This is a genomic window from Terribacillus saccharophilus (assembly GCF_002272075.1).
Taxonomy (GTDB): Bacteria; Bacillota; Bacilli; order Bacillales; family Amphibacillaceae; genus Terribacillus; species Terribacillus saccharophilus_A.
The window spans coordinates 301,796-328,453 of the sequence record NZ_NPBJ01000003.1; the positions used below are offsets into that span (position 1 = coordinate 301,796).

A 26,658-nucleotide genomic window follows, 5' to 3' on the forward strand; every position below is an offset into this window, starting at 1 on the left:
GTTATATTATGTTCGAGTGAAGCAGATTTAGTAATTATGTCCTATTAATCTACTAATTATGTATCAGGCTTCAACTTAGTTATCAATCTATATTTGGGGGTTTCTATCTTGAAAATGCGTCGTTATGCAGTACTTTTAGGTTTGCTTCTTATCGTTGGCGTCGTGCTTAGTGCATGTGGATCCGGCGATAGCTCCGAGCAGGGCGGAAGCGACAGCAACAGCTTCAAAACAGCTATGGTTACAGATACTGGCGGTATTGATGATAAATCATTTAACCAGTCTGCTTGGGAAGGTCTTACACAGTTTGGTGCAGACAACGACCTAAAAGAGAAAGAAGGCTATGACTACCTTCAATCTAACAGTGCATCTGATTATGCAACAAACTTGAATCGCCTTGTGCAATCCAATACGGATCTGATTTTCGGAGTCGGGTTCAAACTTGCAGAGGATATCACTAAAGTTGCAGATCAGAACAAAGAAACGCATTTTGCCATCATTGACTCCGTCGTAGAAAAAGATAATGTAGCGAGCATCGTATTTGAAGAGCAGCAAGGCTCATTCCTAGCAGGTGTAGCTGCAGCGACGAAATCTGAATCCGGTAAAATCGGCTTCGTTGGTGGAGAAGAAAGTGAATTGATCAAGAAGTTTGAAGCAGGATACGTAGCAGGTGCGAAATCAGTCAATAAAGATATCGAAGTGGATGTACAGTATGCTGGTTCCTTCGGTGCTCCTGATAAAGGTAAGTTGATTGCATCCAACATGTATAACTCTGGCGTAGATGTTATCTATCATTCTGCCGGAGGTACAGGTAACGGTGTATTCGCACAAGCAAAAGATTTGAAAAACAATGATCCAGAAGGAAGCTACTGGGTAATCGGTGTTGACCGTGACCAGTATGATGAAGGCCAAATCGGAGATAACAACGTAACATTGACAAGCATGCTGAAAGCTGTTGATGTTGCTGTAGCCGATGTCGCGCAGAAGTCCAAAGATGGCAACTTCCCTGGTGGAGAAATCGTATCTTATGGTTTGAAAGATGATGGAATCGGTATTGCAGAAACAAATGAAGAAGCATACACAGACGATATCAAAACAGCTGTAGACGAATGGAAACAAAAGATCATCGATGGTGATGTGACTGCTCCAACTACGGATGACGAACTGAAAGCATATGTAGATTCTCTATAAGAAACCAGAAGGGCTAGAGTAGGTACTCTAGCCCTTTATAAAAAAATCTTCAACTGAAGCGTCTTTTAATTAGACAATTCCCCGCTTCATTTGACGATTTTTTTTTGAACAGAATCAAAGAAAGTTCGTAATTCCGAGAAGGAGTGTAAAATATGGAGAATTATGTAATCGAAATGCTGAACATTCGCAAAGAATTTCCCGGAATTGTCGCCAATGACAACATCACGCTTCAAGTGAAAAAAGGAGAAATCCATGCGCTGCTAGGTGAAAATGGCGCAGGAAAATCCACACTGATGAACGTCCTGTTCGGCCTTTATCAGCCGGAAAAGGGAGAAATCCGCGTAGACGGAAAGAAAGTCGAAATCAATGATCCGAATGTTGCCAATAGATTAGGTATCGGAATGGTGCACCAGCACTTCATGCTTATCGACACCTTCACAGTTGCCCAAAATATCGTTCTCGGCAGTGAACCGAAAAAAGGTCTGAAGATCGATATGAAAAAAGCAGTTCGCGAAGTGCAGGAACTTTCAGATCGCTACGGTTTGCAAGTTGACGCCACAGCGAAAATCAGCGATATTTCCGTTGGTATGCAGCAGCGCGTGGAAATCTTGAAAACATTGTATCGCGGGGCGAATGTCGTCATCCTTGATGAGCCTACAGCTGTCTTGACACCACAGGAGATCAAAGAACTTATCGTGATTTTGCGTACGTTGATCAAAGAAGGCAAATCTATCATTTTGATTACGCATAAATTGAAAGAAATCATGGAAGTTTGTGACCGCTGTACGGTAATCAGGAAGGGGCAGGGTATCGGAACAGTTGACGTATCCGAAACGAACCCGAATGAACTAGCTTCTCTTATGGTAGGACGTGAAATACGCTTTTCTACTGAAAAGATACCTGCTGAACCAAAAGAAACAATTCTTTCCATTCAAGGTCTGACAGTACAGGATTCTCGCCATGTAGACATGGTGAAGGAACTGGATCTGGATATCAGAGCAGGCGAAATTGTCGGAATTGCCGGAGTTGACGGAAATGGCCAAACAGAATTAATTGAAGCAATTACCGGACTTCGCAAGAAATCAGCAGGAAAAGTCACACTGAAAAATCAGGATATTACCAATATGCCAGTTCGCGCCATTACGGAGAGCGGAGTCGGTCATATCCCGCAGGATCGTCACAAGCTTGGACTAGTGCTCGATTACTCTATCGGGGAAAACATTGTCTTGCAAACATATTACCAAAAGCCTTATTCGACTGGAGGCTTTCTTTCCTTCAAACGAATCTTTGATAAAGCGAAAGCACTCATAGCGGAATACGACGTTCGTACTCCTAGTCATTTATCGAAAGCTCGTACACTATCCGGCGGAAACCAGCAAAAAGCAATCATTGGCCGTGAAATCGACCGGAACCCGGATTTATTAATTGCAGCTCAGCCGACTCGTGGTCTTGATGTGGGTGCAATTGAATTCATCCACAAACGTCTGATAGAACAGCGTGACCAAGGAAAAGCTGTCTTGCTCGTATCGTTTGAACTAGATGAAATTTTAAATGTAAGTGATCGTATTGCTGTTATGTTTGATGGGAAAATCATTGCAACAGTAAATCCGAAGGAAACAAATGAACAGGAGCTTGGATTACTGATGGCAGGTTCGAAGCTTGAGAAAGAAGGGGCGCAAAACTAATGTTTTCCAGCACAAAGTTCAATTTCATCATACCAATCATCTCGGTTATCCTTGGTTTGGTTGCCGGTGCAATCATCATGCTTATTTTCGGTTATAATCCGGTTCTCGGTTATCAGGCACTGTGGAATGGCGTATTTGATAGCCCGTTCTTCATGTCCGAAACAGTTAACCGGATCACACCTTATATACTGACTGGTTTGGCAATTGCTTTTGCTTTCCGTACTGGATTGTTCAATATCGGTGCAGAAGGCCAGGTACTAGTCGGCTGGGTCGCAGCTGTCTGGGTAGGTACTGCTATTGATGCACCTGCTTTCATTCATTTGCCGCTAGCACTTCTTGCAGCAGCTGCAGCAGGAGCATTTTGGGCTTTCATACCTGGTATCCTGAAGGCGAAGCTCGGTGTCCATGAAGTTATTGTTAGTATCATGATGAACTATATAGCACTTCATATTACGAACTATCTGATCCGTTCGGTACTGACAGATAATCAGGAGACAACGGAGCCAGTTAAACAAACCGCATCACTGACGAATGACTTTTTGATCGGATTAACAGGATCCCGCTTGCACCTTGGGTTCATCGTTGCTTTATTGATGGTGCTTATTATGTGGGTCATCCTTGAACGCACGAAGCTCGGATATGAATTGAAGGCTGTAGGTTATAACCAGCATGCTTCCAACTATGCAGGGATGAAAGTGGAACGAAACATTGTCATCTCGATGCTGATCTCAGGTCTTTTCGCAGGTCTTGCTGGTGCAATGCAAGGTCTTGGAAGTTTCGGTAACGCATTCACGAATACAGCATTCTCAAACCTTGGTTTCGATGGTATCGCTGTAGCGCTTCTAGGCGGGAACAACCCGTTCGGCGTTGTGTTATCAGCCAGTCTTTTCGGATTCCTGAAAGTGGGCTCGCTTAACATGTCCACAGCTGGTGTACCGAATGAAATCATCGAAATTGTCATTGCATTGATCATTCTTTTTGTTGCCTCCGGCTTTATCATCCGCTGGGCGCTGCTGCAATTGAAAAAAGGGGAGAAAAAATAAAATGCTGGATATCCTTTATTCTATTATTCCGCAAACGTTGTTCTTTGCCGCTCCTCTTATTTTCACCGCATTAGGCGGTGTGTATAGTGAGCGTTCAGGTGTCATCAATATCGGTTTGGAAGGTCTCATGGTTATCGGGGCTTTTTCCTCGGTAACGTTCAATTTGCTATATGCTGATGCTTTAGGAACTGCCACACCATGGATTTCCATATTGGTTGCTATGGTTGCAGGTATACTGTTCTCTTTGATCCATGCTGTAGCTACAATCACCTTCCGTGCAGACCAGACGGTCACAGGTGTAGCAATCAACATGCTGGCGCTTGGATTTGGTGTGTTCATGATCAAGCAGATCTTCGGAAAAGGCCAAACCGATTTTATATCGCAGCCGATTTATACAACGGATGTTCCATTCTTGGTTGATATTCCGGTCATCGGCAATATGTTCTTTAACAACATGTATATAACGTCGTATATCGCTATTGTCCTCTCCTTCCTTGCATGGTATGTGCTGTATAAGACTCCATTTGGTCTTCGCATCCGTGCAGTCGGGGAGCATCCAATGGCTGCTGACACAAACGGAATTAAAGTTTATACGACGAGATATCTCGGCGTAATCATTTCTGGAGCACTTGCTGGAATCGGTGGTGCAGTGTTCGCTATGACAATATCTCAGAACTTCTCTATATCTACAATTGCCGGTCAAGGATTCATGGCAATTGCAGCTGTCATTTTCGGTAAGTGGAATCCGCTTGGAGCAATGGGAGCAGCTTTGTTCTTCGGCTTTGCCCAGTCTTTGAGCGTGGTCGGTTCATCTATTCCGTTGCTTGAAAATGTTCCGCAGGTTTACTTGCTGATTGCACCTTATGTACTGACTATTCTTGCTTTGGCAGGATTCATCGGCCGTTCGGTAGCTCCAAAAGCAAGCGGTGTTCCGTACGTAAAAGGAAGTCGCTAAGACGAAAGACCCGATGCTTCTTATGCATCGGGTCTTTTTATGCAATCCGATTCGTTTTACTTCTAGGCGTTTTTTCATTAATATGGTAATCATAGCGAGGATTGTCGGATATATATAAGCAAAACTACAGAAGCTATACATAACAGAAGCCAGGGAGGTTCCTTATGAAAATCGCAGGTGAAAAAATCATCACAGGTAAAGGTGCGACGCTGCATCTTATACCGACTAAAAAATATAAGACAATTAGCATAGCTGTAAAATTACAGGCGCCGCTAGAGCGGGAGACTATTACAGCAAGAGCGCTGCTGCCATATGTACTGCAGCAGGGTACAGCCAGTTTATCGGATGCGCGTGCATTGCGACTAAAACTCGATGACTTGTATGGTGCTATTTTGTCTATTTCAGGAACAAAAAAAGGGGAGAAGCATATCATCACGCTTCGTCTCGATGTTGCCAATGAGAATTATCTGAGTGACCGAACTCCTTTATTTGAAAGAGCAGTCAATCTGCTGCGCGAGATCTTATTTGAGCCGAAAGTTGAAAACGGCGCTTTTACAGAGTCAATCGTTTCACGCGAAACACAAACGCTGAAACAAAAGATGGTAGCGTTGAAGGATGATAAGATGAGCTATGCAAATATGCGACTTATCGATGAGATGTGTAAAGATGAATCGTATAGTCTTCATGTGCACGGGTATGAAGAGGAACTGAAAGACATGGACGGCAGTAAGCTGTATGGCTTTTATGAGAAAATGCTGAAGCAGGATAAAATGGATATTTATATTCTTGGTGATGTAGACAGTGAACTAGCTGAAAAAGCGGTTCAGCCATTCCTAGAAAGAGATGTTTCTCCAATTGAAGAACGTGCAGCATCTGTTCATTCGACTTCTGCTGATGTCCAGGAAGTCATTGAGACGCAGGATGTACAACAAGCCAAGCTCCACCTTGGTTATCGTACGAATATCCGTTACGATGATTCAGATTATGCAGCATTGCAAGTGTTTAATGGCTTATTCGGCGGCTTCCCGAGTTCGAAGCTTTTCCGGAATGTCAGAGAAAAACACAGCCTTGCTTATTATGCCGCTTCACGTTTTGAGAGCCATAAAGGTCTATTATTTGTTTTCTCTGGTATCGATCCAAAAGATTATCAGAAAGCAAAGGAAATTATCGACGCCCAGCTTGCTTCGATGCAAGCAGGTGAATTTGAAGGATCCGAAGTGGAAGAAGTGAAGGATCTTATCGTCAGTCAAATATTAGAAACAATCGACAATCCAGCAGGTCATATTGAAACGTTATACCAGCAGGTAATGGGAAATAAAAATATAACTATCGAACAGATGCTTGATACCATCCAACAAGTAACCACGGAGGATGTACTGCAAGTGGCGAAAAAAGTTCAATTGGATACAGTGTATCTGCTGACGAATAAGGAGGCCGAGAAGAATGCATAAGAAGCACTATGAACAATTACAGGAATCCATCTACGCAGAAACGCTGCCGAACGGTCTGAAGGTTTTCCTGCAGCCGAAGTCGGAGATGGCGAAAACCTATGCGATCTTCTCAACGAATTATGGATCAGTCGATCAGACCTTCGTGCCACTTGATGGCGAAGAGAAAATCACCGTACCGGAAGGCATTGCACATTTTCTGGAGCATAAGCTTTTCGAAAAAGAGGATCGGGATGTGTTCCAGGATTTCACCAAACAAGGTGCATCAGCGAATGCTTTCACTTCTTTCACTCAAACAGCTTATCTGTTTTCTGCGACTTCTCATATTGAAGAGAATGTTACTACCTTACTTGATTTTGTACAGGATCCGTATTTCTCTGATAAATCGGTCGAGAAGGAAAAAGGCATTATCGCACAGGAAATTCGTATGTATGATGATCAGCCGGATTGGCGCTCCTTCTTTGGAACTATCCAAAGCCTATTCCAATCACACCCTGTAAGAATTGATATAGCAGGAACGGTGGAATCCATTCAAGAAATTACGAAGGAAGATCTGTACACTTGTTATAACACCTTTTACCATCCTTCGAACATGACCTTATTCGTAACAGGTAATATTGATGAAGAGAAGATGATTGAACTTATTCGTGCAAATCAGGATAGCAAGAAATTTGCTCCGCCTGCTAAAATCGAGCGCTTCTTCCCAGAAGAGCCTGAAACTGTAGCAGAAAAGAAAAAACAAGTCCGTATGCCAGTCAGTGTGGCAAAATGTATGGTCGGGATCAAAGAGAACACAGATTATGCATCTCCAGAAGCGTATTTGAAACAAGAACTGCTTACAGATATGGTACTGGATTATTATTTCTCTAAGAGCGGTGTCTACTACGAGGAATTATACAAAAATGATCTTATCGATGACAGCTTCGGCTTCGAAACAAGTCTGGAGAAAAACTTCGGTTTCTCGATCATCGGCGGTAATACGAAAGAGCCAGATCGCTTTGCGGATACAGTCAAAGGAATGCTGCAGCGAATGAAAGACCATACTGTTACCGAGGCGGAAATGGAACGGATGAAGAAAAAAACAATCGGTCAGATGCTTAGAGCAATGAATAGCTTGGAATTCGTCTCCAATCGTTTCATACAGTATCATCTTGCTGGAGTGGATCTGTTCGATATTGTACCAGCAATTGAAAAACTGACAGCTGCAGATGCGAATGACTTTCTAAAAGAATGGTTCAACGAGGATCGTTTGGCTGTCTGCCAGATCCTGCCGCAGGAGGCATAAACATGGGCAGAGTTATTTTCATTACGGGCGCAAGCGGAGCTATAGGCTCTGCTTGCGCCCGTCAGCTTGCCAGTGAAGGGCATCAGCTATTGCTTCATTACAATCAGAATGAACAAGCAATAGAATCCCTTTGTCTTGATATATCGGAAAGTGTGCTTGGAACAATCAAAGCTGATTTGACGAACGAAGCGGGTTTGTCGGAGCTTCTCCGCTTTTTATCTTTCCCGATTGATCAATTTGTCTATGCTGGAGGGATGGCCCATTATGGCATGTTCCAGGATATGACAAGCAAAGAGATGGATGATCTGCTTGCTGTTCATGTAAAGGCGCCATGGCGAATATGCCAGCATATTCTGCCGCCAATGCTTGCGCGCAGGAAGGGCGAAATCGTCATCGTCTCTTCTATTTGGGGAGAAAGAGGTGCAAGCTTTGAAGTCGCATATTCCAGCGTCAAAGCTGCTCAAATCGGATTTATCAATGGTTTGGCCAAGGAGATCGGAACGAGCGGTGTACGAGTCAATGCAGTAACACCAGGAGCGATAGAAACCGGGATGAACAGCCATTTAACTCAAGAAGAAAAAAATCAACTTACAGACGATATTCCAATGAATCGATTCGGACATGTAAGCGAAGTGGCAGATGCGGTCAGTTATCTGTTAAGCGACAAAGCTGCTTATGTGAACGGACATGCACTTCAAGTGAACGGCGGCTGGTAAAATTAAGTCATTCTTTTTTGAATAAGGACACCCCTTCTGTCAAAAGCTATACTGCAAGCTAATGAAGGAGGAATACACCATGTCAGTTCTTGATAATTTCGATTCTTGGAAAGACTTCCTAGGTGATCGCCTACATCAAGCGCAAGGCAAAGGGATGGAGAATGAAACCGTCTCAGGCATTGCATATGAAATCGGTGATTATCTTGCGACGAAAGTCGATGCAAAGAACACAGAAGAGAAAATTCTTCGTGATCTTTGGACTGTCGCGTCTCAGGATGAGAAACAAGCTATCGCCAACATTATGGTAAAGCTTGTCCAAGACAATGGCCATACACGCTAAATAAGCGGCCAACTTCATTCAAGCCTGCTTCTTTTTAAAGAAGCAGGTTTTCTTTATAGCTTCTCATAAGCCTGTTATGGCTTTTCTAATCTATCGTTTTCCTTTATAGTAAGAATAGGTTTTCGTTATGTAAGACGCTATTTTCCTGTAAAGGGGCTTTTCTATGGAAACATTGGAATGGTATTTGGAATATGAGATTCAGCACAACCGGCCTGGATTGTTAGGAGACATCTCTTCTTTGCTCGGTATGTTATCCATCAACATCAAGACGATCAATGGAGTGGAGAATCAACGGCGCGGTATGCTGCTTTCGGCAGAAAAGGAATTACAGATCATCCGACTCCATTCCATTCTGCGGACGATGGAACATGTGCATATCACAAAGTCCAGGGAGCCGAAACTTCGAGATCGGCTTGCTGTCAGGCACGGAAGGTATATACATAGGGATGTGGATGATAAAAAGACATTCCGTTTTGTCCGGAGTGAAATCGGACTTCTGGTCGATTTCATGGCAGAATTGTTTAAACAGGAAGGCTCTAAGGTAATAGGAATACGTGGGATGCCTCGTGTCGGGAAAACAGAATCAATCGTCGCTGCTAGTGTCAGTGCAAATAAGCGCTGGCTATTCGTCTCCAGCACCCTTCTGAAGCAAACTGCCAGGAATCAGCTGCTGCAGGATGAATACAATGAGGACAACCTCTTTATCATCGACGGTATTGTGTCGACTAGCCGCGCGAGTGAGCGTCATTGGGAGCTTGTGCGTGAAGTGATGCGGCTCCCTGTAGCAAAGGTAATCGAACATCCAGATATATTTATCCGGGATACGGAGTTTACATTGGATCATTTCGATTATATTATTGAACTTCGGAATCATGATGATGAAAAAATTATCTATGAACCGGAATTCAGACAGATTTAAGCAATAATAAAGATGGATGGTGGTATTAATGGACATTGGTGCAAAGCTTCGGGAGGCAAGAGAGTCCAAGGGAATGACGTTGGAGGATGTACAACAGCGCACCAAAATTCAGAAGCGTTATTTGAAAGCAATCGAAGAGAATAACCACAGTGTTATGCCTGGTGAATTTTACACGCGTGCTTTCATCAAAGAATATGCGCAGACAGTAGGACTAAATCCAGATGAAGTACTTGAACCGAAACAACAGCAGCAGGAAACACCGGCAGCTGTTCCGGTTCAGGAAGAGAGTGAGGCACCTTCCCGTCAGGAACGCAGTCGCGTTCGGGAAAATGACAGACCTCCTCGCAAGGAACGCAAAGGCATTCCTTATCTATCTTCCATCATCATTGGACTAATTGTATTGGCTGCCATTATTGTAGTCGTCTTCATTTACGCAGGTGGAACTAATAATAACAATGAAAATAATTCCGCCAATCAGCAGCAAAATGAAGATCAAGTAACCTCTCCGGAAAGTGAGCAGGAATCCGGCAATGACACAGCTGATCAGTCTGCTGAATCTGAGGAGCAAGCGAATGAAGCAGCTGAAGAAGAGGAAGCACAGCAGGAAGAGGAGCAAACAGAACCTAAACTTTCTGTGGACGAAGAAGGCACTGCCAGCAATCCGGTGACAACATATACACTGGAGAACGCTGGTGATGAAGTAACATTGAAACTTTCTGCACAAGATGGAGATGCATGGCTGCAAGTCGGTGACGGCAATAATGCTGGCAATGTCTATACTGGGACAATCGCTGACGGCAGTGAAGCTGTTGAGCAGGATGTAAGTGATTTGGAGACAGTCTCCATCAAGACAGGTTTTGCAAGAGCAACAAAACTGGAAATCAATGGTCAGGAACTGACATTCCCGATTGATAATGATGTTCAGACCATTACAGTAAATATTAAGAAATAATGATACAAGTTAAACCCTTTACGTCTATGGAAAGGGTTTAACTTATGTTTATCTGTACATACATAGGAGGCAGACATGAATATACCTAATAAAATTACTTTATCCCGAATTTTCCTGATACCGATCTTTATCATCCTGCTGGCAGTTCCATTCGATTGGGGAACTCTCGATATCGGTGACACAACACTCCCAGTGAACCATTTAGCTGGGGCGATTTTATTCATCATTGCATCATGTACCGACTGGGTAGATGGTTACTATGCCCGTAAATATAATTTAGTAACGAATCTTGGTAAATTTCTTGATCCGCTAGCTGATAAGCTACTTGTTTCAGCTGCGCTTATTTTACTGGTACAATTAGATTTAGCGCCGGCTTGGATTACGATCATCATCATCAGTCGTGAATTTGCTGTTACCGGATTGCGTCTTGTTGCCGCAGGTGCAGGTCTGGTAATGGCAGCAGGTAAAATGGGTAAGCAAAAAACGGCGGTTCAGATTGTCGCTATCAGCGCATTGCTGCTGCACAATTGGCCATTTTCGTATCTCGGTTTCCCGTTTGCAACGATTTGCCTGTATCTTGCACTGATTCTGACGATTGTTTCCGGAGTCGACTACTTTGTAAGAAACTGGAGTGTCATGAAGGAGTCGAAATAAAATGAAGCAAATCAATGCAGAAGTGATAGCTGTAGGAACGGAAATTCTCATCGGTCAAATTAACAATACGAACGCACAATATATTTCCAAGCAGCTTGCTGATCATGGAATTAACGTATTCTATCATCATGTAGTAGGCGATAATCTTGCTCGTGTGCAATCGTCCTTTGCAAAAGCACAGCGCGATGCAGACCTTGTACTTGTAACCGGCGGCCTCGGCCCGACTGAGGATGACTTGACAAGAGAAGCCTTTCAGCTCATATCTGGCCTTGAAATGCATGAAGACAAGGTTTCTATGGATCGGATCAAAGAGTTCTTCGTTAAACGAGGCCGCACAATGTCTCCGAACAACCATAAGCAAGCCCGTGTTTTTGACGGCGCAAAAGTGCTGGAGAATACAGTTGGTATGGCACCAGGCATGCTGGTAGAGCATGATGGTGTGGTGTGGGCGTTTATGCCGGGTGTCCCTCGTGAAATGAAGCAGATTATGTCTGATCATGTTCTGCCTCACGTGCGAGAGAAATACCAGCTTCAATCTGTTTTGCAGTCCCGCCTGCTTCATTTCATCGGAATCGGGGAATCGCAGCTGGAAACGGACTTGCTGGATTTGATTCAGGTACAGGAAAATCCAACAATCGCAACATATGCCTCTGAAGGGGAAGTTGCTGTAAGGCTTACTGCCCGTGCAGAAACGAAGGATGAAGCAGACCGTTTGATTGATGTTGTTGAAAAAGAAGTGATGGAGCGCGTCGGTCAATACTTTTATGGCTATGATGAAACATCTGTTCAGCAGCAAGTGTTCGAACTGCTGAAGCAACGGCAGTTTACACTGGCCAGTGCAGAAAGCCTGACAGGCGGACTGTTCGCAGATGCACTCGTTTCCTTGAGTGGCGCTTCCGAGGTATTTCTTGGAAGTTTCGTTACGTATGCACCTAGTATGAAACAGCACGTGCTTGGTGTGAAGGAAGAAACGATCCAGAATCAAGGCACTGTCAGTGAGCAATGTGCCATTGAGATGGCCGAGAATGCGGTGCAGCTTACTGGTGCCGATATTGGTATCAGTTTCACCGGTGTTGCCGGCCCGGATAGTTCAGAAGGCAAAGAGCCTGGAACTGTCTTTATCAGCCTTCATGAAAAAGGCAAACAGACACGAACTACAGAGCTGTCCATTCGGAGCTCGCGTCAAGGTGTACGGGCGCAAGCGGTGAAGAAAGGCTTTGATATGTTGTTCCATTATTTAAAATCATGATTTAACGAATGTTTGAAGCGAATAAATGCTCTTTTTGCCTGGATGAATTGTCTTTATTGGTGTGTTCGGGAGAAATAAAAAAAGGGAACATTTATTCGCTTTTTGCTTGTTATATCTCAAAAAACAAGTTAAAATAGAAATAGATAATCCAAAGGAGGAAATACATTTGAGTGAACGTAAACAAGCCCTTGATATGGCTTTGAGACAAATAGAGAAACAATTCGGTAAAGGTTCCATTATGAAACTAGGTGAAAGAGCAGAACAGAAGGTTTCTACTGTATCCAGCGGCTCTCTTGCCCTTGATATCGCGCTTGGTGTAGGTGGATATCCTAAAGGCCGTGTTATCGAGATTTATGGTCCGGAATCTTCTGGTAAGACAACTGTTGCCTTGCACGCAATTGCAGAAGCACAGCGCAACGGCGGACAAGCAGCGTTCATTGATGCAGAGCACGCGCTTGATCCTGTTTATGCACAGAAGCTTGGCGTCAATATTGACGAACTTTTACTTTCTCAGCCAGATACTGGAGAACAAGCATTGGAAATCGCCGAGGCGCTTGTGCGAAGCGGAGCGGTTGACATCGTTGTTGTCGATTCGGTAGCTGCCCTTGTACCAAAAGCAGAGATCGAAGGGGAGATGGGAGATGCCCACGTTGGTTTGCAGGCTCGTCTTATGTCTCAGGCACTTCGTAAATTGTCTGGAGCAATAAACAAGTCTAAAACGACTGCTATCTTCATCAACCAGATCCGTGAGAAAGTCGGCGTTATGTTCGGTAACCCGGAAACGACACCTGGTGGACGCGCACTTAAGTTCTATTCTTCTGTACGTTTGGAAGTACGCCGTGCAGAGACACTTAAACAAGGTAATGACATGGTCGGTAACAAAACGAGAATCAAAGTAGTGAAAAACAAAGTAGCTCCGCCTTTCAAACAAGCGGAAGTCGATATTATGTACGGAGAAGGGATCTCCAGAGAAGGGGAACTCATCGACATCGCCAGCGACTTGGATATCGTTCAGAAAAGCGGTGCTTGGTACTCTTATAATGAGGAGCGTCTTGGTCAAGGACGTGAAAATGCGAAGCAGTTCTTGAAAGAGAATCCGGAAATTGCTACAACAATTCAAATAACTGTACGTGACCACTATAACCTCGATGCAGATAAGAAGCTGCCAGAAGAAGCGCAGTCAGAAGAACAGGAATCATTGGATATGTAAGACTAAGCCTTCGGTTACACCCGAAGGCTTTTTATATAGGCTAATCTGCTAGTACTTTCCATGTTTTCTTGACAACATGCGAACACAGGATTAAAATTAATTTGTATAATTTTATTTTTATTATACTTCTCAAAGGTTACCATAGTTTTTTTATGAAAAACATTGTGCATGCCGACAGACATGTTTGTACAATTTTATAGCAGGGGAGGTGAAATCATGGAACTATTTTACCTAATCATCTCCATTTTGCTTGCTCTGATCGTCGGTGGTGTTGTTGGTTATCTTGTTCGCAAATCTATTGCTGAGAAAAAGATCTCCAGTGCGGAGGAATTGGCGAAGCAAATAGTAGAAGAAGGACATCGCAATGCGGAAACGTCTAAGAAGGAAGCACTTCTCGAAGCGAAGGATGAGAACTTCCAGCTGCGTCAGCAGACGGAGCAGGAATTACGTGAGCGTCGTCTTGAACTGCAGAAACAGGAAAATCGTCTGATGCAGAAAGAAGAGAATCTGGACCGTAAAAGCGATACGCTTGATAAGCGTGAAATTACGTTAGAGAAAAAGGAACAAATATTAGCTGAAAAACAACAACAAATTGAAGAATTAGAAAGCAAAGTGGAAGTCTTGGTGAAAGAACAGCAGCTCGAATTGGAGCGAATTTCCGGCTATACGTCTGATGAAGCACGTCAAATCGTGCTGGACAAAGTCGAGAAGGAAGTTGCCTTCGATGCAGCTGTCATGATCAAAGATGCGGAACATCGTGCCAAAGATGAGGCCGATAAGAAAGCGAAGAGCATTCTTTCCCTTGCACTTCAGCGCTGCGCAGCCGATCACGTTGCGGAAACGACTGTATCAGTCGTGAACTTGCCGAATGACGAGATGAAAGGACGCATTATCGGACGGGAAGGCCGTAACATACGTACGTTAGAAACGCTTACGGGAATTGATCTGATCATTGATGATACACCTGAAGCGGTCATCCTGTCCGGTTTTGATCCTGTCCGTCGTGAGATCGCACGAATCGCACTCGAGAAACTTGTACAAGATGGACGAATCCACCCAGCTCGTATCGAGGAAATGGTGGAGAAATCCAGACGTGAAGTGGATGAGTATATTCGCGAGATAGGTGAGGAGACGACTTTCGAAGTTGGGGTACACGGCTTGCATCCGGATCTTGTTAAGATACTGGGAAGATTGAAGTATCGCACAAGTTACGGCCAGAACGTATTGAAGCACTCGACAGAAGTTGCTTACCTAGCTGGTTTGCTTGCTGCTGAGCTTGGCGAGGACGTTACCTTGGCAAGACGTGCAGGGCTCCTGCATGACATCGGTAAAGCAATCGACCACGAAGTCGAAGGCAGCCACGTTGAAATCGGGAAAGAACTCGCAATGAAATACAAAGAGCATCCGGTCGTCATCAACAGCATCGCTTCCCACCACGGGGATGAGGAAGCAACATCGGTTATTGCAGTGCTTGTCGCTGCAGCAGATGCCCTTTCCGCAGCCCGTCCGGGAGCGAGAAGTGAGACACTGGAAAACTACATCAAGCGTCTGGAGAAACTGGAGGAGATTTCAGAATCCTTCCAAGGCGTGGAGAAATCCTTCGCAATTCAGGCTGGACGTGAGATCCGTATCATGGTTAAACCGGATGAAATCAACGACTTGGAATCCATCAAGGTCGCACGAGATATCCGGAAACGCATTGAAAGCGAGTTGGATTATCCGGGACATATTAAAGTCACGGTCATCCGTGAAACGCGCGCAGTTGAATATGCAAAATAAGAAAGCGGCCCTGTGCCGCTTTTTTTAATGTTAAACTATACCTACTACAAGTTGAGATAGAGAAAGGGATTTGATTATGAAGTTATTATTTATCGGAGATGTTGTCGGCGAGCCCGGACGTCAGATGGTACAGGAATATTTACCGCGTTTGAAGCAGCGTTATCAACCGCAGCTTACAATCATTAATGGAGAGAATAGCGCTGATGGTAAAGGAATTAATGAACGGATTTACAAACAGTTCCTCGAATGGGGTGCACAAGCAATTACGATGGGCAACCATACATGGGATAAACGGGATATCTTTGAATTCATCGATGATGCCAAATACCTTGTCCGTCCATCGAATCTTCCTCCAGGTACACCTGGTAAGGGAATCATTTATGTGAAAGTGAATCAATATGAGGTTGCTATCATAAACCTGTTAGCACGTACATTCATGATGCCTGCAGACGATCCGTTCCGGGAAGCTGACCGTCTCATCGAAGAGGCGCGTAAACGGACGAATTTGATTTTCATTGATTTTCATTGATTTTCACGGAGAGGCGACTAGCGAGAAGCAGGCTTTTGGCTGGTATGTCGATGGACGTGTCAGTGCTGTTGTTGGCACCCACACACATACGCAGACAGCTGATGAACGGATATTAGCGTCTGGTACAGCATATATTTCGGATGCAGGTATGACCGGTCCGTATGAAGCGATTCTCGGGATGGAGCGGGAAGCAGTCATTAAAAGATTCCTTACCGGTCTCCCAGTACGTTTTGAAGTACCAAAAAAGGGTAAAGCACAATTAAATGGAGTAGTAATCGATCTGGATCCGCAAACGGGGAAGGCTTCTTCCATCAAACGCATCCTTATCAATGATGACCACCCGTATATGGATTGATCCTTGCTGCTCACCCACTAGGTCTTTTGTTTACAGATATGAACCAGGACAGGTTGTACCACTTTTTTCAGACATCGCCCGAAATGGGCATATCTACTATCTTGCAGAAATATAGTAAAAAGGAAAGTAGTCCAGTAAACGAAGGAGGTACCAGTGATGGATATACTAAAAGTTTCAGCGAAATCCAATCCAAACTCAGTAGCAGGCGCACTTGCGAACGTATTAAGGGAACGTGGCTCAGCGGAGATACAGGCAATCGGAGCAGGAGCACTCAATCAATCAGTGAAAGCTGTCGCCATCGCGCGTGGCTTTGTGGCACCGAGTGGTGTAGATTTAATTTGTATTCCGGCATTTACGGATATAATGATCGACAACGAAGAACGGACTGCCATTAAATTGATTATAGAACCAAGATAAGTCCCGCCTAAGGCGGGGCTTTTTTATTTCCAATACTTGGACACTACAGTATGCATTGGTATAATGTAGAAAATAGTGAGCAATGAATGGGGGAGAAGGAACAAGTGAATGAGGAACAGCGTAAATCCGTGAGTTTGATTGCTGCAGAACAGACGAGAGAAGTGGAGAAGCCGCTTCATGAGAAAACCACAGCTGATTTCGCAAAATATTTTCAGACGACGTACCAGCCGCCGAATTTGAAGCAGGCAAAGAAACGACGCAGGGAAGATGTTCAGTTCCATTATGATTTCACGATTCCGCCAGAAATGCAGGAAGCCGGTCGCGGCAAGAAGTTCCTTATCCGTACATACGGCTGCCAAATGAATGAACATGATACAGAAGTGATGGCTGGATTGTTTATGGAGATGGGATATTCTCCGACAACAGAGACAAACGAGGCAGATGTAATTCTTCTCAATACTTGTGCCATTCGAGAAAATGCTGAGAATAAAGTTTTCGGAGAGATTGGCCATCTGAAACCATTGAAGCTGGAGAAGCCGGATTTAATTATCGGTGTATGTGGCTGCATGTCACAGGAAGAAGCAGTAGTAAACCGGATATTGAAGAAGCATCATCATATTGATTTGATTTTCGGGACACACAATATCCACCGACTTCCACAGCTCTTGAAAGAAGCGCAATACAGCAAGGAAATGGTTCTGGAGGTATGGTCCAAGGAAGGCGATGTCATAGAAAATCTTCCAAAAGCACGAAAAGGCAAGATAAAGGCATGGGTCAACATCATGTATGGCTGTGATAAGTTCTGCACATATTGTATCGTCCCATACACGCGCGGTAAGGAACGGAGCCGGCGTCCGGAGGACATTATCCATGAAGTGCGTCAACTGGCGGCTCAAGGCTATCAGGAGATTACACTGCTTGGGCAAAATGTAAATGCATATGGTAAGGATTTGCTAGATCTTGATTTTAGCCTTGGGGACCTGATGAATGAAATCAGGAAGATAGCAATACCGCGTGTGCGTTTCACGACTTCCCATCCAAGGGACTTTGATGATAAACTAATAGAGGTACTTGCCCAAGGCGGAAATCTTCTCGATCATATACATTTGCCTGTACAATCAGGCAGCAGTGACATACTCAGGGTAATGGCTCGACGCTATACGAGGGAAGAATATCTGACTCTGGTAAAGAAAATCAGACGTTCTATACCAAATGTGACACTTACGACGGATATCATAGTCGGTTTTCCGAATGAGACCGAGGAACAGTTTCAGGAGACATTAACGCTTGTAGAGGAAGTCGGGTTTGAGGCAGCATATACGTATATCTATTCTCCACGTGAAGGGACACCTGCAGCCAAATGGGAGGATAATGTCCCTATGGAAGTGAAACGGGAGCGCCTGCAGCGTTTGAATAGAGTGGTAGATGAACATGCAGCAGCATCCATGCATGCTTATGAAGGCAAGATCGTGCATGTACTAGTCGAAGGGGAAAGCAAACGGAACCCCGACGTGCTGGCCGGTTATACCGAAAAGAACAAGCTAGTCAATTTCCGCGGACCAAAATCGGTGGTCGGCAAAATTATCCCGGTTCGGATAAAACAAGCGAAAACATGGTCGCTTGATGGTGAATTAGCAGAAACAACAGCGGAGGTACACTTATAATGAATAATTCCACCGAAGATATTCTCAAGCAAGCGGAAGCTTTGGCTGATGACATGAGCAATCTGGATGAGATCGAACATTTTCATCAGCTGGAAGCGAAGCTTAATGAGAACAAAAAGGTGCAAACATATATTAATCAAATTAAAATGAAGCAAAAGCAGGCTGTCAATTTGCAGGCTTATGGCAAACGCGAAGCTCAGCAGCAAATGGAAAAGGAAATCGATGAGCTGCAAGAAAAGATCGACAGCATCCCTGTGGTCCAGGAATTCAAAGAATCACAGGTTATCACGAACCATATTCTGCAGAGCATTTCCCAAAACATCCAGCAGACGGTTTTTCAGGATGAGGAAACGGACGAATAGGTCCGTTACTTTTTTTGTCATTATTCCTCTGAGGCACGCCAGTCGGCAAGTTTTCTATAACCTCTTCTTAGGCACATGCATAGAATGAAGGAGCGTCCAGTTGTGGTGAGGGAATGTATTTTTTCTGACACCATAGGTGAACACACCGCATAACATGACTATGTAAAAAGAGGAGGTTTTTGCAAGATGGGTTTTCTAGAGCAGAGTTACCGTGAGATCATCACGAAAGCGGTCATTGGCCGTGGACGTAAATTTAGCAAGAATATCGATCATATCCGTCCGGACCACAAACCATCCAGCATCCTTGGCTGCTGGATCATCAACCACCGCTATCACGCAAAAAAGAAAGGTGATAAAGGTGTAGAAGTAGTCGGTTCCTATGAAACCAACGTTTGGTATTCGTATAATGACAATACGAAAACGCACGTTGTTTCGGAGAAAGTAGAGTATAAGGAACTAATCAAATTAAGCATCAAAGACGAGAACTGCCTTGATGACGAATTCGAGGTTTATGCGAAAGCAATCCAACAGCCTAACTGCCTGGAATGCAAGATCGTACAGCACGGACAGAAGATTTTCGTCGAAGTAGAGAAAGAATTCCTTGTTGAAGTTATCGGTGAAACGAAGCTTTGTGTGAAAGTAGATCCTGATGGCTGTGTAGTGGAAGAAATGGAAGAAGATTGGGATTATGAGCTTACTGAAGATGATTTTAAAGATGTAGATCCTGACTTTTTGGATAAAAAGGATGACCATGAAGACTGAACGAGAGCTGATGCTCTCGTTTTTTGTATTATTCAGAATGACACTGCAGAAGAAACATAGAAAATACCTGTGTTATAATAGGGCTAATTGCAATGAAACAGGGGAGTAGGAAAATGGAAGGTTACACACCGATGATGCAGCAATATTTAAGAATTAAAGCCGACTATAAGGATGCATTCCTTTTCTTCCGGCTTGGGGATTTCTATGAGATGTTCTTTGATGATGCCCTGAAAGCGACGAAGGAATTGGAAATCACTTTAACAAGCAAGAATGCGGGTGTTGAGGAGAAAGTGCCAATGTGCGGTGTTCCGTATCATTCGGCTGATAATTATATAAGAACACTAGTTTCGCGCGGCTACAAGGTAGCTATCTGTGAACAAGTAGAGGATCCGAAGACAGCCAAAGGGGTTGTAAAACGGGAAGTAGTCCAGCTAATCACACCGGGGACCGTCATGGAAAACGGTATGCTGGATGAAAAGGAGAATAATTACCTGGCAGCTGTACATGAAAACAATGATCGTACATACAGTCTTGTTTATCATGACCTTTCAACGGGTGAAAATCGAGCTGCATTACTTGAAGGTGGATTTGATAGTCTTTTAAGCGAGCTATACAACCAGCCAGTGCGGGAAATCGTCATTAGTGAAGAGCTGGATCAGCAGTTGCAAGAAGCTTTACAGATTCGCCTTGGTGTCACATTATCATACCAAAATAGCAGCAGTACGAGCGCGTCACTGGAAAAACTTACTGGTGATGTGACAGATCCAAGATTGCTAGATTGCTTCAGCATGCTGTTAAACTATGTAGAAAGAACTCAAAAGCGAGGTTTGGATCATTTAAAGCCGCTTCAAGTGATGGAGCTTAAACATTTCATGACGCTGGATATGTATTCAAAGCGCAATTTAGAGCTGACAGAGACGATTCTGAAGAAAGGCAAGCATGGGAGCCTTCTATGGGTGCTTGATGACACAGTAACGGCAATGGGAGCGCGGATGCTGAAGAAATGGCTGGAACGTCCGCTTCTTCAAAAAGAAGCGATCACAATGCGCCAGGATTTAGTCCAAGCTTTTCTTGATCACTTCTTCGAACGTGATACAATCCGACAGCATTTACAATCTGTTTATGATATAGAACGTCTTTCCGGAAGGGTCGCCTTTGGAAATGTCAATGCCAGGGATCTTCTGCAGCTGAAACGGACACTTGAGAAACTGCCTGAATTGAAGCAGGTCTTGTCAGGCTTTGAGGAAGAAGAAGTACAGCGGATGGGCAGAGAGCTTAATCCACTGCCAGAACTTAGCGAATATCTCGAGAAAAGTCTGCATGAAGATGCGCCGATTGGTGTCCGTGACGGTGGCATCTTGAAGGACGGTTTCCATGAACAGCTTGATACGTATCGAGATGCTTCAAGAAACGGAAAACAGTGGATCGCGGCTCTGGAACAGCGGGAGCGCGAGGAGACTGGTATCAAATCGCTTAAAGTCGGCTTTAATAAAGTGTTCGGGTACTATATCGAGGTGACACGGGCGAATCTTCAGCTGCTGCCTGAAGGGAAATACGAGCGCAAACAAACGCTCAGCAATGCAGAGCGTTTTATCACACCAGAATTGAAGGAAAAAGAAGCACTTATTTTGGAAGCGCAGGAAAAAAGCGTAGAACTTGAATATAACTTGTTCATGGAAATTCGGGATCATGTCAAAACGTACATCCCCGCTCTTCAGTTGCTTGCAGACCAAATCAGCCAACTGGATGTGCTGCAAAGCTTTGCGGAAGTGAGTGAAAAGCAGCGGTATGCTCGTCCAACATTCAATATAGATAGGTCTGTTGCAATTACAGAAGGACGACATCCTGTCATAGAAAAAGTGATGAAAACAGGGCAGTTTGTACCAAATGATGTGAATATGGGCAATGATGCTGATATCTTGCTGATTACCGGTCCGAATATGAGCGGTAAAAGTACGTATATGCGCCAAGTGGCTTTGACAAGCATCATGGCGCAAATAGGATGTTTCGTTCCGTGTGAAGCTGCTGATTTGCCATTGTTTGATCAAATTTTCACCCGTATCGGTGCAGCGGACGATCTTGTTTCCGGCCAGAGTACCTTTATGGTTGAAATGCTGGAGTCGAGACATGCATTGGAGCATGCCACTGACAGAAGTCTTATCCTGCTGGATGAGATCGGCAGAGGAACTAGCACATACGATGGAATGGCACTGGCACAAGCCATCATTGAATATGTTCATAACAATATCCATGCGAAGACTTTATTCTCTACCCATTATCATGAGCTTACTAGTCTTGACGAGAACCTGGACAAACTCCGGAATATCCACGTCCGAGCAGAAGAACATGATGGCAATGTGGTCTTCCTTCACCAAATCCGTGAAGGAGCGGCAGATGAAAGCTACGGCATTCATGTGGCAAAATTGGCTAAGTTGCCAGAGAGTCTTATTCAGCGTGCTTCTCATATTCTCCACGAGCTGGAGGGGCAGGGAGAAAAGCCATCTGTATCCAAACCGGCAATGCAAGTGGAGGATGACATTCAGCTATCGTTCTTCACAGAGCCTGAACCGGAAAAGAAAAAAACGAAGCAAGACAATAAGGCCGATAAAGTGATAGCGGAGCTTGCATCAATTAATTTGATGGAGCAAACACCGCTTGAAGCAATGAATCTATTATATAAATTGCAGCAAATGGCAACGAAAAAGTAAGGAGGTTCCCATATGGCGATTCAATTGATGCCGGATGATTTAGCGAATAAGATTGCAGCAGGTGAAGTGGTCGAGCGACCGGCCTCGGTCGTCAAGGAACTGGTTGAAAACAGTATTGATGCCGGAAGTACGGTCATTAAGGTGGCGGTACAGGAAGCGGGGCTGACCGAAATCAAAATTGTCGACAATGGTGATGGTATGGAGTCGGATGATGTGGAGCGGGCATTTTTCCGCCACGCTACAAGCAAGATCCGTAATGAGCATGATTTGTTTCATGTCCGCACACTTGGGTTTAGAGGGGAAGCATTAGCCAGTATTGCAGCGGTAAGCCAGCTGGAAATCAAGACGAGCACAGGTGAGAATGCTGGTGTGAAGCTTGTGATGGCAGGCGGTTCAATCAAAGAAAGAGGCAAATGCGATGCTCGTAAAGGAACCGAGATGACGGTACGGCATTTGTTCTTTAATACGCCGGCTCGGCTGAAGTATATGAAAACAATTCATACCGAGCTTGGCCACGTATCAGAAGTGATTAACCGGCTTTCACTTGCTCACCCGGAAATACGTTTTGAACTGACTCATAATGACAAACCGATGTTCCAGTCATCTGGCCGAGGAGATATGCTTCAGATTGCTGCTCAGATTTACGGTAACTCGGTGGCAAAGAAAATGGTCAAAGCATCACATGAAACATTGGATTACAAGCTGGAAGTATTTGCGGCCAAACCAGAAATAAATCGTGCGTCCCGTCAGTATGTATCGTTTATCGTCAATGGCAGATACATTCGAAATCCTGTCTTGGCGAAAGCAGTCATGCAGGCGTACCATACACTCCTGCCTATTGGCAGATTTCCGCTCGCCGTCATAACTATCGAGATGGATCCAGTCTTAGTGGACGTCAATGTGCATCCAGCTAAGCTGGAAGTTCGTTTCAGCAAAGAAAAGGAATTATTTGATGCTGTAGAGCAGCTTGTCTCAAAAGCACTTCGCCAGCAGCGGCTCATTCCAGAAGCTGTCGCACCTAAACAGAAGAAGATACAAGAAAAAAGTGAACAGCAAAGCTTCTCTTTCTTTGAAAGTAAACCAGCTAAGGAGCCGGAAGTACAACAGGAGCAATGGTTCTTTGACAAGGTGAAAGAAACCGCTCCTCCTATCATTGAGGAGAAGCAACCGGATACGGAACCTGAGATAATCAATGATTCATCTTTTGAAATAGTCCAAGAGCCTGAGTATGTATCAACCGAGAAAGAAAACGAGCCGGAGTATGCGGTACCGGCGATGTATCCGATCGGTCAGCATCATGGCACTTATATTCTTGCTGAAAATGAAGAAGGTCTTTTTCTCATCGATCAGCATGCTGCTCAGGAACGGATTAAATATGAGTATTACCGAGAAAAAATCGGAGAAGTGGAAAAGGAGCTGCAAGAGCTGCTCATTCCGCTTACGTTTGATTTCACTCAACAAGAATCACTGATTGTCGAACAACATAAGACTGAGCTAGAGGCGGTCGGATTGTTTTTCGAATCATTTGGCGGTCATACGTATATTGTACGTTCCCATCCGCAATGGTTCCCCAAAGGCTTTGAAGAGGAGATCATACGGGAAATCGTCGAACAAGTGATGCAGGAAAGTAAAGTGGACATTCGAAAATTACGGGAAGAAGCAGCTATCATGATGTCCTGCAAGAGATCTATAAAAGCGAACCATCATCTAAATTATGACGATATGTTTCATCTATTGGAAGAGCTCCGCACATCACAAGATCCGTTCACTTGTCCGCATGGGCGGCCGATTATTATCCGTTTTACTTCCTATGAATTGGAGAAGCTCTTCAAACGAGTACAATAGGCGCAGGCAACTGCGCCTTTTTTGCTTGTCTAGGTGTTCACCGCTTCGACTGGAAAGTGTCTCGATTATACTATCCTGTAACCCGAAAAATGACAGGGAGGAGTATATGTATGGCATTATTCATCAAACCAACTACAGGCAGACTGACAAATGGTTTCCTAGGTGCGAGATCGAGTCATAATGGTGTCGACTGGGCTCAATCTGGTACAGTTCGTATTGTCGCAGCAGCGGCAGGATCTGTCAGCAGGTCTTATGTATCTACATCTTATGGTGAAGTTGTCTTTATTGTGCATCAGCTAAATGGTCAGACATATGAAACAGTTTATGCTCACATGCGGTCCGGATCCAGGCAAGTTCGTGTAGGTGATACTGTCAGACAAGGGCAATTCATTGGCTATATGGGCAGCACAGGTGATTCCACTGGTCAGCATCTGCATTTTGAATTGCATCGAGGCAGATGGAATGCAGAAAAATCAAATGCGGTCAACCCGCTCAATTATATCGGAACAACAGCTAACAATGCGCAGCAGACTACTAGTGTCCGATACCCAGGCAGCTATATCCGGACGGGATCCCGTGGAGAAAATGTCCGACGTATCCAACGCACGCTAGGTGTAACGGCAGATGGGATATTCGGACCGAATACAAGGCAGGCGGTCATCAATTTCCAGCGTAACAATGGACTTGGTGTGGATGGAATTGTCGGGCCGGAAACGTGGAATAGACTGTTCTGATTTTGGGCATGCTGACAGCCAGAGGAGGCGTTAGCTATGCAAAATCAACATCTCATAGACTTTCTTAACCAGCAGATAGCAAATATAAGTGTATTACACGTGAAACTGCAGCGTTACCATTGGTATGCGAAAGGTCCATACGGCTATGTAATTGAGCAATATACCGAGGATTTACACGAACAGCTGGATGATATAAAGAAATGCTTAGGTAAACGAGTGCTTTCCATCGGCGGCAGACCAATTGCGGTTATGAGCAAATTCCTGCAGGAAGCCACTATAAAGGAAGCCCAGGCCGATGATGAAGATTATGAGGTAGTCAAGACAATGCGTCATGATTACAGTCAGCTTGCACAAGAGATCAAAATTACCGGAATACCACTTGCGAAAAGGCAGGAAGATGATGCGACCGCTGGATTGCTTGTTGATATACTTGGCAGGCTGGAATACGAGGCGATCCGCTTGTCGAAATATCTAATTGATGCCGATCGATAAGCTGTGCGTAGCCCGCACGGCTTTTCGTTTATCTTTCTTTGCAGTGTTATGCTAAACTAATGACATGTTAAAGAAGGAGAATGACATGGACAAGCAGAAAGTAATCGTCATTGTCGGACCTACAGGTGTCGGCAAGACACAGCTGAGTATCGAGATCGCCAAGAGATATGGTGGAGAAGTGATCAGCGGAGATTCCATGCAGATTTACAGAAGCATGGATATTGGAACCGCAAAAGTAACTAAAGAAGAACAGCAAGGAATTCCGCACCATTTGATTGATATTCGTGATCCGGATGAAAATTATTCAGCTGCTGATTTTCAAGTCGATGTAGAGGCTTGTGTTCAAGATATTGCAAGCCGAGGAAAACTGCCTATTATTGCAGGCGGGACCGGCTTATACATACAGGCAGCTCTTTATGCTTATGATTTTTCAGAAGCGAAACGAGACGACAGCTATCAGCGGAAGCTGGAGCAGGAGGCCCAAACCCATGGCCCAGTGCATTTGCACAAACAGCTGCAGGCAGTGGATCCAGTACAAGCAGAGCGCATCCATCCTAATAATGTCCGTCGCGTCATCCGGGCGTTGGAAATATTCCATCGTACTGGGAAAAGAATGAGTGATCACGAAGAAACAGAGCCAGATGCTCGTTATGACACAACGATGATAGGGTTAGATATGGACCGGGATCTTCTTTATGAGCAGATAAATCTGCGGGTTGATAAAATGCTTGCAGAAGGCTTGCTGGAAGAAGTCAAGCGTCTGGTAGAAAGTGGGGTTCAAGATACCCAATCTATGCGAGCAATCGGCTATAAGGAGTTTATCCCTTATCTGGAAGGGAAAATGGACTGGGAAGATACGGTTGACCAGTTGAAGCAGAACAGCAGGCGATATGCCAAACGGCAATATACCTGGTTCCGCAATAAGATGCATGTGGACTGGTATGCAATCACTCCTGCGACAAAAAATGAAAAATTTAGAATTATTTTAGAAGAACTTGCAGGAAAGCTGGAATAAAGGTAGAAATAGGAACCGTATAGAAATTAGGAGGGGAATAGATGTCTCAATCTGTTAATATTCAAGATCAATATCTGAATCAGCTACGCAAAGAACGTATGCAAGTCACAGTCTTCCTGACGAATGGCTTCCAAATCCGTGGAACGGTGAAGGCTTTTGACAATTTCACTGTATTGTTCGAAACGGAAGGTAGACAGCAATTAATCTTCAAACATGCGATTTCCACATTCTCCCCAGTGAAGAATGTATCGCTGGATTATAAAGAACAGAGTTAAATCGGAGCGAGCGCCATATGGCGCTCGTTTTGTTTTGTGGTTGTAAAGCGCGTGGTTGCTGAATAAAGTAGAAAAAG

General features: G+C 44.4%; 24 protein-coding genes and 2 pseudogenes. All 26 read left to right on the forward strand.

The features are described from left to right. Positions 1 to 108 precede the first annotated feature (108 nt). The 26 genes and pseudogenes from CHH48_RS02215 to hfq all read left to right on the forward strand — a co-directional run bounded on the left by CHH48_RS02215 (position 109) and on the right by hfq (position 26,581). Entirely contained in the window at positions 109 to 1,188 is a 1,080-nt protein-coding gene (locus CHH48_RS02215) for a BMP family lipoprotein (RefSeq protein WP_095217707.1), read from the forward strand. 152 nt (positions 1,189 to 1,340) lie between these two features. After that, positions 1,341 to 2,873 (forward strand): ABC transporter ATP-binding protein, encoded by a 1,533-nt coding sequence (locus CHH48_RS02220; RefSeq protein ID WP_095217708.1) that lies wholly within the window; start codon positions 1,341 to 1,343, stop codon positions 2,871 to 2,873. Continuing rightward, positions 2,873 to 3,916 (forward strand): ABC transporter permease, encoded by a 1,044-nt coding sequence (locus CHH48_RS02225; protein ID WP_095217709.1) that lies wholly within the window; start codon positions 2,873 to 2,875, stop codon positions 3,914 to 3,916. The genes CHH48_RS02220 and CHH48_RS02225 overlap by 1 nt, the downstream gene beginning before the upstream one ends. Position 3,917: 1 nt before the next feature. After that, positions 3,918 to 4,871, forward strand: a complete 954-nt coding sequence (locus CHH48_RS02230; RefSeq protein ID WP_095217710.1) for an ABC transporter permease — start codon at positions 3,918 to 3,920, stop codon at positions 4,869 to 4,871. 164 nt (positions 4,872 to 5,035) lie between these two features. After that, positions 5,036 to 6,322, forward strand: a complete 1,287-nt coding sequence (yfmF, locus tag CHH48_RS02235) for an EF-P 5-aminopentanol modification-associated protein YfmF (protein ID WP_095217711.1) — start codon at positions 5,036 to 5,038, stop codon at positions 6,320 to 6,322. Beyond that, complete coding sequence (yfmH, locus tag CHH48_RS02240; RefSeq protein ID WP_095217712.1) at positions 6,315 to 7,604, forward strand: EF-P 5-aminopentanol modification-associated protein YfmH; 1,290 nt, start codon at positions 6,315 to 6,317, stop codon at positions 7,602 to 7,604. The genes yfmF and yfmH overlap by 8 nt, the downstream gene beginning before the upstream one ends. A 2-nt stretch (positions 7,605 to 7,606) precedes the next feature. Beyond that, the gene (ymfI, locus tag CHH48_RS02245) at positions 7,607 to 8,320 is read left to right on the forward strand and encodes an elongation factor P 5-aminopentanone reductase (protein WP_095217713.1); all 714 of its coding nucleotides are present in this window, start codon (positions 7,607 to 7,609) and stop codon (positions 8,318 to 8,320) included. A gap of 79 nt (positions 8,321 to 8,399) precedes the next feature. Beyond that, the gene (locus CHH48_RS02250; protein WP_095217714.1) at positions 8,400 to 8,660 is read left to right on the forward strand and encodes a DUF3243 domain-containing protein; all 261 of its coding nucleotides are present in this window, start codon (positions 8,400 to 8,402) and stop codon (positions 8,658 to 8,660) included. 163 nt (positions 8,661 to 8,823) lie between these two features. Continuing rightward, positions 8,824 to 9,579: a DUF3388 domain-containing protein gene (locus CHH48_RS02255; protein WP_095217715.1), complete on the forward strand. Its 756-nt coding sequence runs from the start codon at positions 8,824 to 8,826 to the stop codon at positions 9,577 to 9,579. Positions 9,580 to 9,607: 28 nt separating this feature from the next. Further along, positions 9,608 to 10,531: a helix-turn-helix domain-containing protein gene (locus tag CHH48_RS02260; protein WP_176466349.1), complete on the forward strand. Its 924-nt coding sequence runs from the start codon at positions 9,608 to 9,610 to the stop codon at positions 10,529 to 10,531. A gap of 75 nt (positions 10,532 to 10,606) precedes the next feature. Continuing rightward, a complete protein-coding gene (gene pgsA, locus CHH48_RS02265; protein ID WP_095217717.1) occupies positions 10,607 to 11,185 on the forward strand; it encodes a CDP-diacylglycerol--glycerol-3-phosphate 3-phosphatidyltransferase in 579 nt (192 codons plus the stop codon). A gap of 1 nt (position 11,186) precedes the next feature. Then, positions 11,187 to 12,434 (forward strand): competence/damage-inducible protein A, encoded by a 1,248-nt coding sequence (locus CHH48_RS02270; RefSeq protein ID WP_095217718.1) that lies wholly within the window; start codon positions 11,187 to 11,189, stop codon positions 12,432 to 12,434. 166 nt (positions 12,435 to 12,600) lie between these two features. Then, complete coding sequence (gene recA / locus CHH48_RS02275) at positions 12,601 to 13,644, forward strand: recombinase RecA (protein ID WP_095217719.1); 1,044 nt, start codon at positions 12,601 to 12,603, stop codon at positions 13,642 to 13,644. A 216-nt stretch (positions 13,645 to 13,860) separates the two neighbouring features. Next, entirely contained in the window at positions 13,861 to 15,423 is a 1,563-nt protein-coding gene (gene rny / locus CHH48_RS02280; protein ID WP_095217720.1) for a ribonuclease Y, read from the forward strand. 76 nt (positions 15,424 to 15,499) lie between these two features. Further along, positions 15,500 to 16,307: pseudogene (locus CHH48_RS02285) on the forward strand (TIGR00282 family metallophosphoesterase). A 156-nt stretch (positions 16,308 to 16,463) separates the two neighbouring features. Next, the gene (locus CHH48_RS02290; RefSeq protein ID WP_038560399.1) at positions 16,464 to 16,724 is read left to right on the forward strand and encodes a stage V sporulation protein S; all 261 of its coding nucleotides are present in this window, start codon (positions 16,464 to 16,466) and stop codon (positions 16,722 to 16,724) included. Between the two features lie 104 nt (positions 16,725 to 16,828). Next, the gene (gene miaB, locus CHH48_RS02295; protein WP_095217722.1) at positions 16,829 to 18,388 is read left to right on the forward strand and encodes a tRNA (N6-isopentenyl adenosine(37)-C2)-methylthiotransferase MiaB; all 1,560 of its coding nucleotides are present in this window, start codon (positions 16,829 to 16,831) and stop codon (positions 18,386 to 18,388) included. After that, positions 18,388 to 18,750 carry a RicAFT regulatory complex protein RicA family protein gene (locus tag CHH48_RS02300; protein ID WP_095217723.1) on the forward strand — a complete coding sequence of 121 codons (363 nt, stop codon included), beginning with the start codon at positions 18,388 to 18,390 and terminating at the stop codon, positions 18,748 to 18,750. The genes miaB and CHH48_RS02300 overlap by 1 nt, the downstream gene beginning before the upstream one ends. 186 nt (positions 18,751 to 18,936) lie before the next feature. After that, the gene (cotE, locus tag CHH48_RS02305; protein WP_095217724.1) at positions 18,937 to 19,512 is read left to right on the forward strand and encodes an outer spore coat protein CotE; all 576 of its coding nucleotides are present in this window, start codon (positions 18,937 to 18,939) and stop codon (positions 19,510 to 19,512) included. Positions 19,513 to 19,625: 113 nt separating this feature from the next. Beyond that, a complete protein-coding gene (gene mutS / locus CHH48_RS02310) occupies positions 19,626 to 22,220 on the forward strand; it encodes a DNA mismatch repair protein MutS (protein ID WP_095217725.1) in 2,595 nt (864 codons plus the stop codon). A 12-nt stretch (positions 22,221 to 22,232) separates the two neighbouring features. After that, positions 22,233 to 24,065, forward strand: coding sequence for a DNA mismatch repair endonuclease MutL (gene mutL / locus CHH48_RS02315; protein ID WP_095217726.1), 1,833 nt, complete (start codon positions 22,233 to 22,235; stop codon positions 24,063 to 24,065). Between the two features lie 110 nt (positions 24,066 to 24,175). Then, a pseudogene (locus CHH48_RS19710) lies at positions 24,176 to 24,571 on the forward strand (M23 family metallopeptidase); the annotation flags it as partial. 90 nt (positions 24,572 to 24,661) lie between these two features. Further along, positions 24,662 to 24,799, forward strand: coding sequence for a peptidoglycan-binding domain-containing protein (locus CHH48_RS19715; RefSeq protein WP_255212158.1), 138 nt, complete (start codon positions 24,662 to 24,664; stop codon positions 24,797 to 24,799). Between the two features lie 36 nt (positions 24,800 to 24,835). Continuing rightward, positions 24,836 to 25,291 (forward strand): Dps family protein, encoded by a 456-nt coding sequence (locus tag CHH48_RS02325; RefSeq protein ID WP_095217727.1) that lies wholly within the window; start codon positions 24,836 to 24,838, stop codon positions 25,289 to 25,291. Positions 25,292 to 25,376: 85 nt separating this feature from the next. After that, positions 25,377 to 26,306 (forward strand): tRNA (adenosine(37)-N6)-dimethylallyltransferase MiaA, encoded by a 930-nt coding sequence (gene miaA, locus CHH48_RS02330; RefSeq protein ID WP_095217728.1) that lies wholly within the window; start codon positions 25,377 to 25,379, stop codon positions 26,304 to 26,306. A gap of 41 nt (positions 26,307 to 26,347) precedes the next feature. Continuing rightward, positions 26,348 to 26,581, forward strand: a complete 234-nt coding sequence (gene hfq, locus CHH48_RS02335) for an RNA chaperone Hfq (protein ID WP_038560416.1) — start codon at positions 26,348 to 26,350, stop codon at positions 26,579 to 26,581. The last annotated feature ends 77 nt before the right edge of the window (positions 26,582 to 26,658 follow it).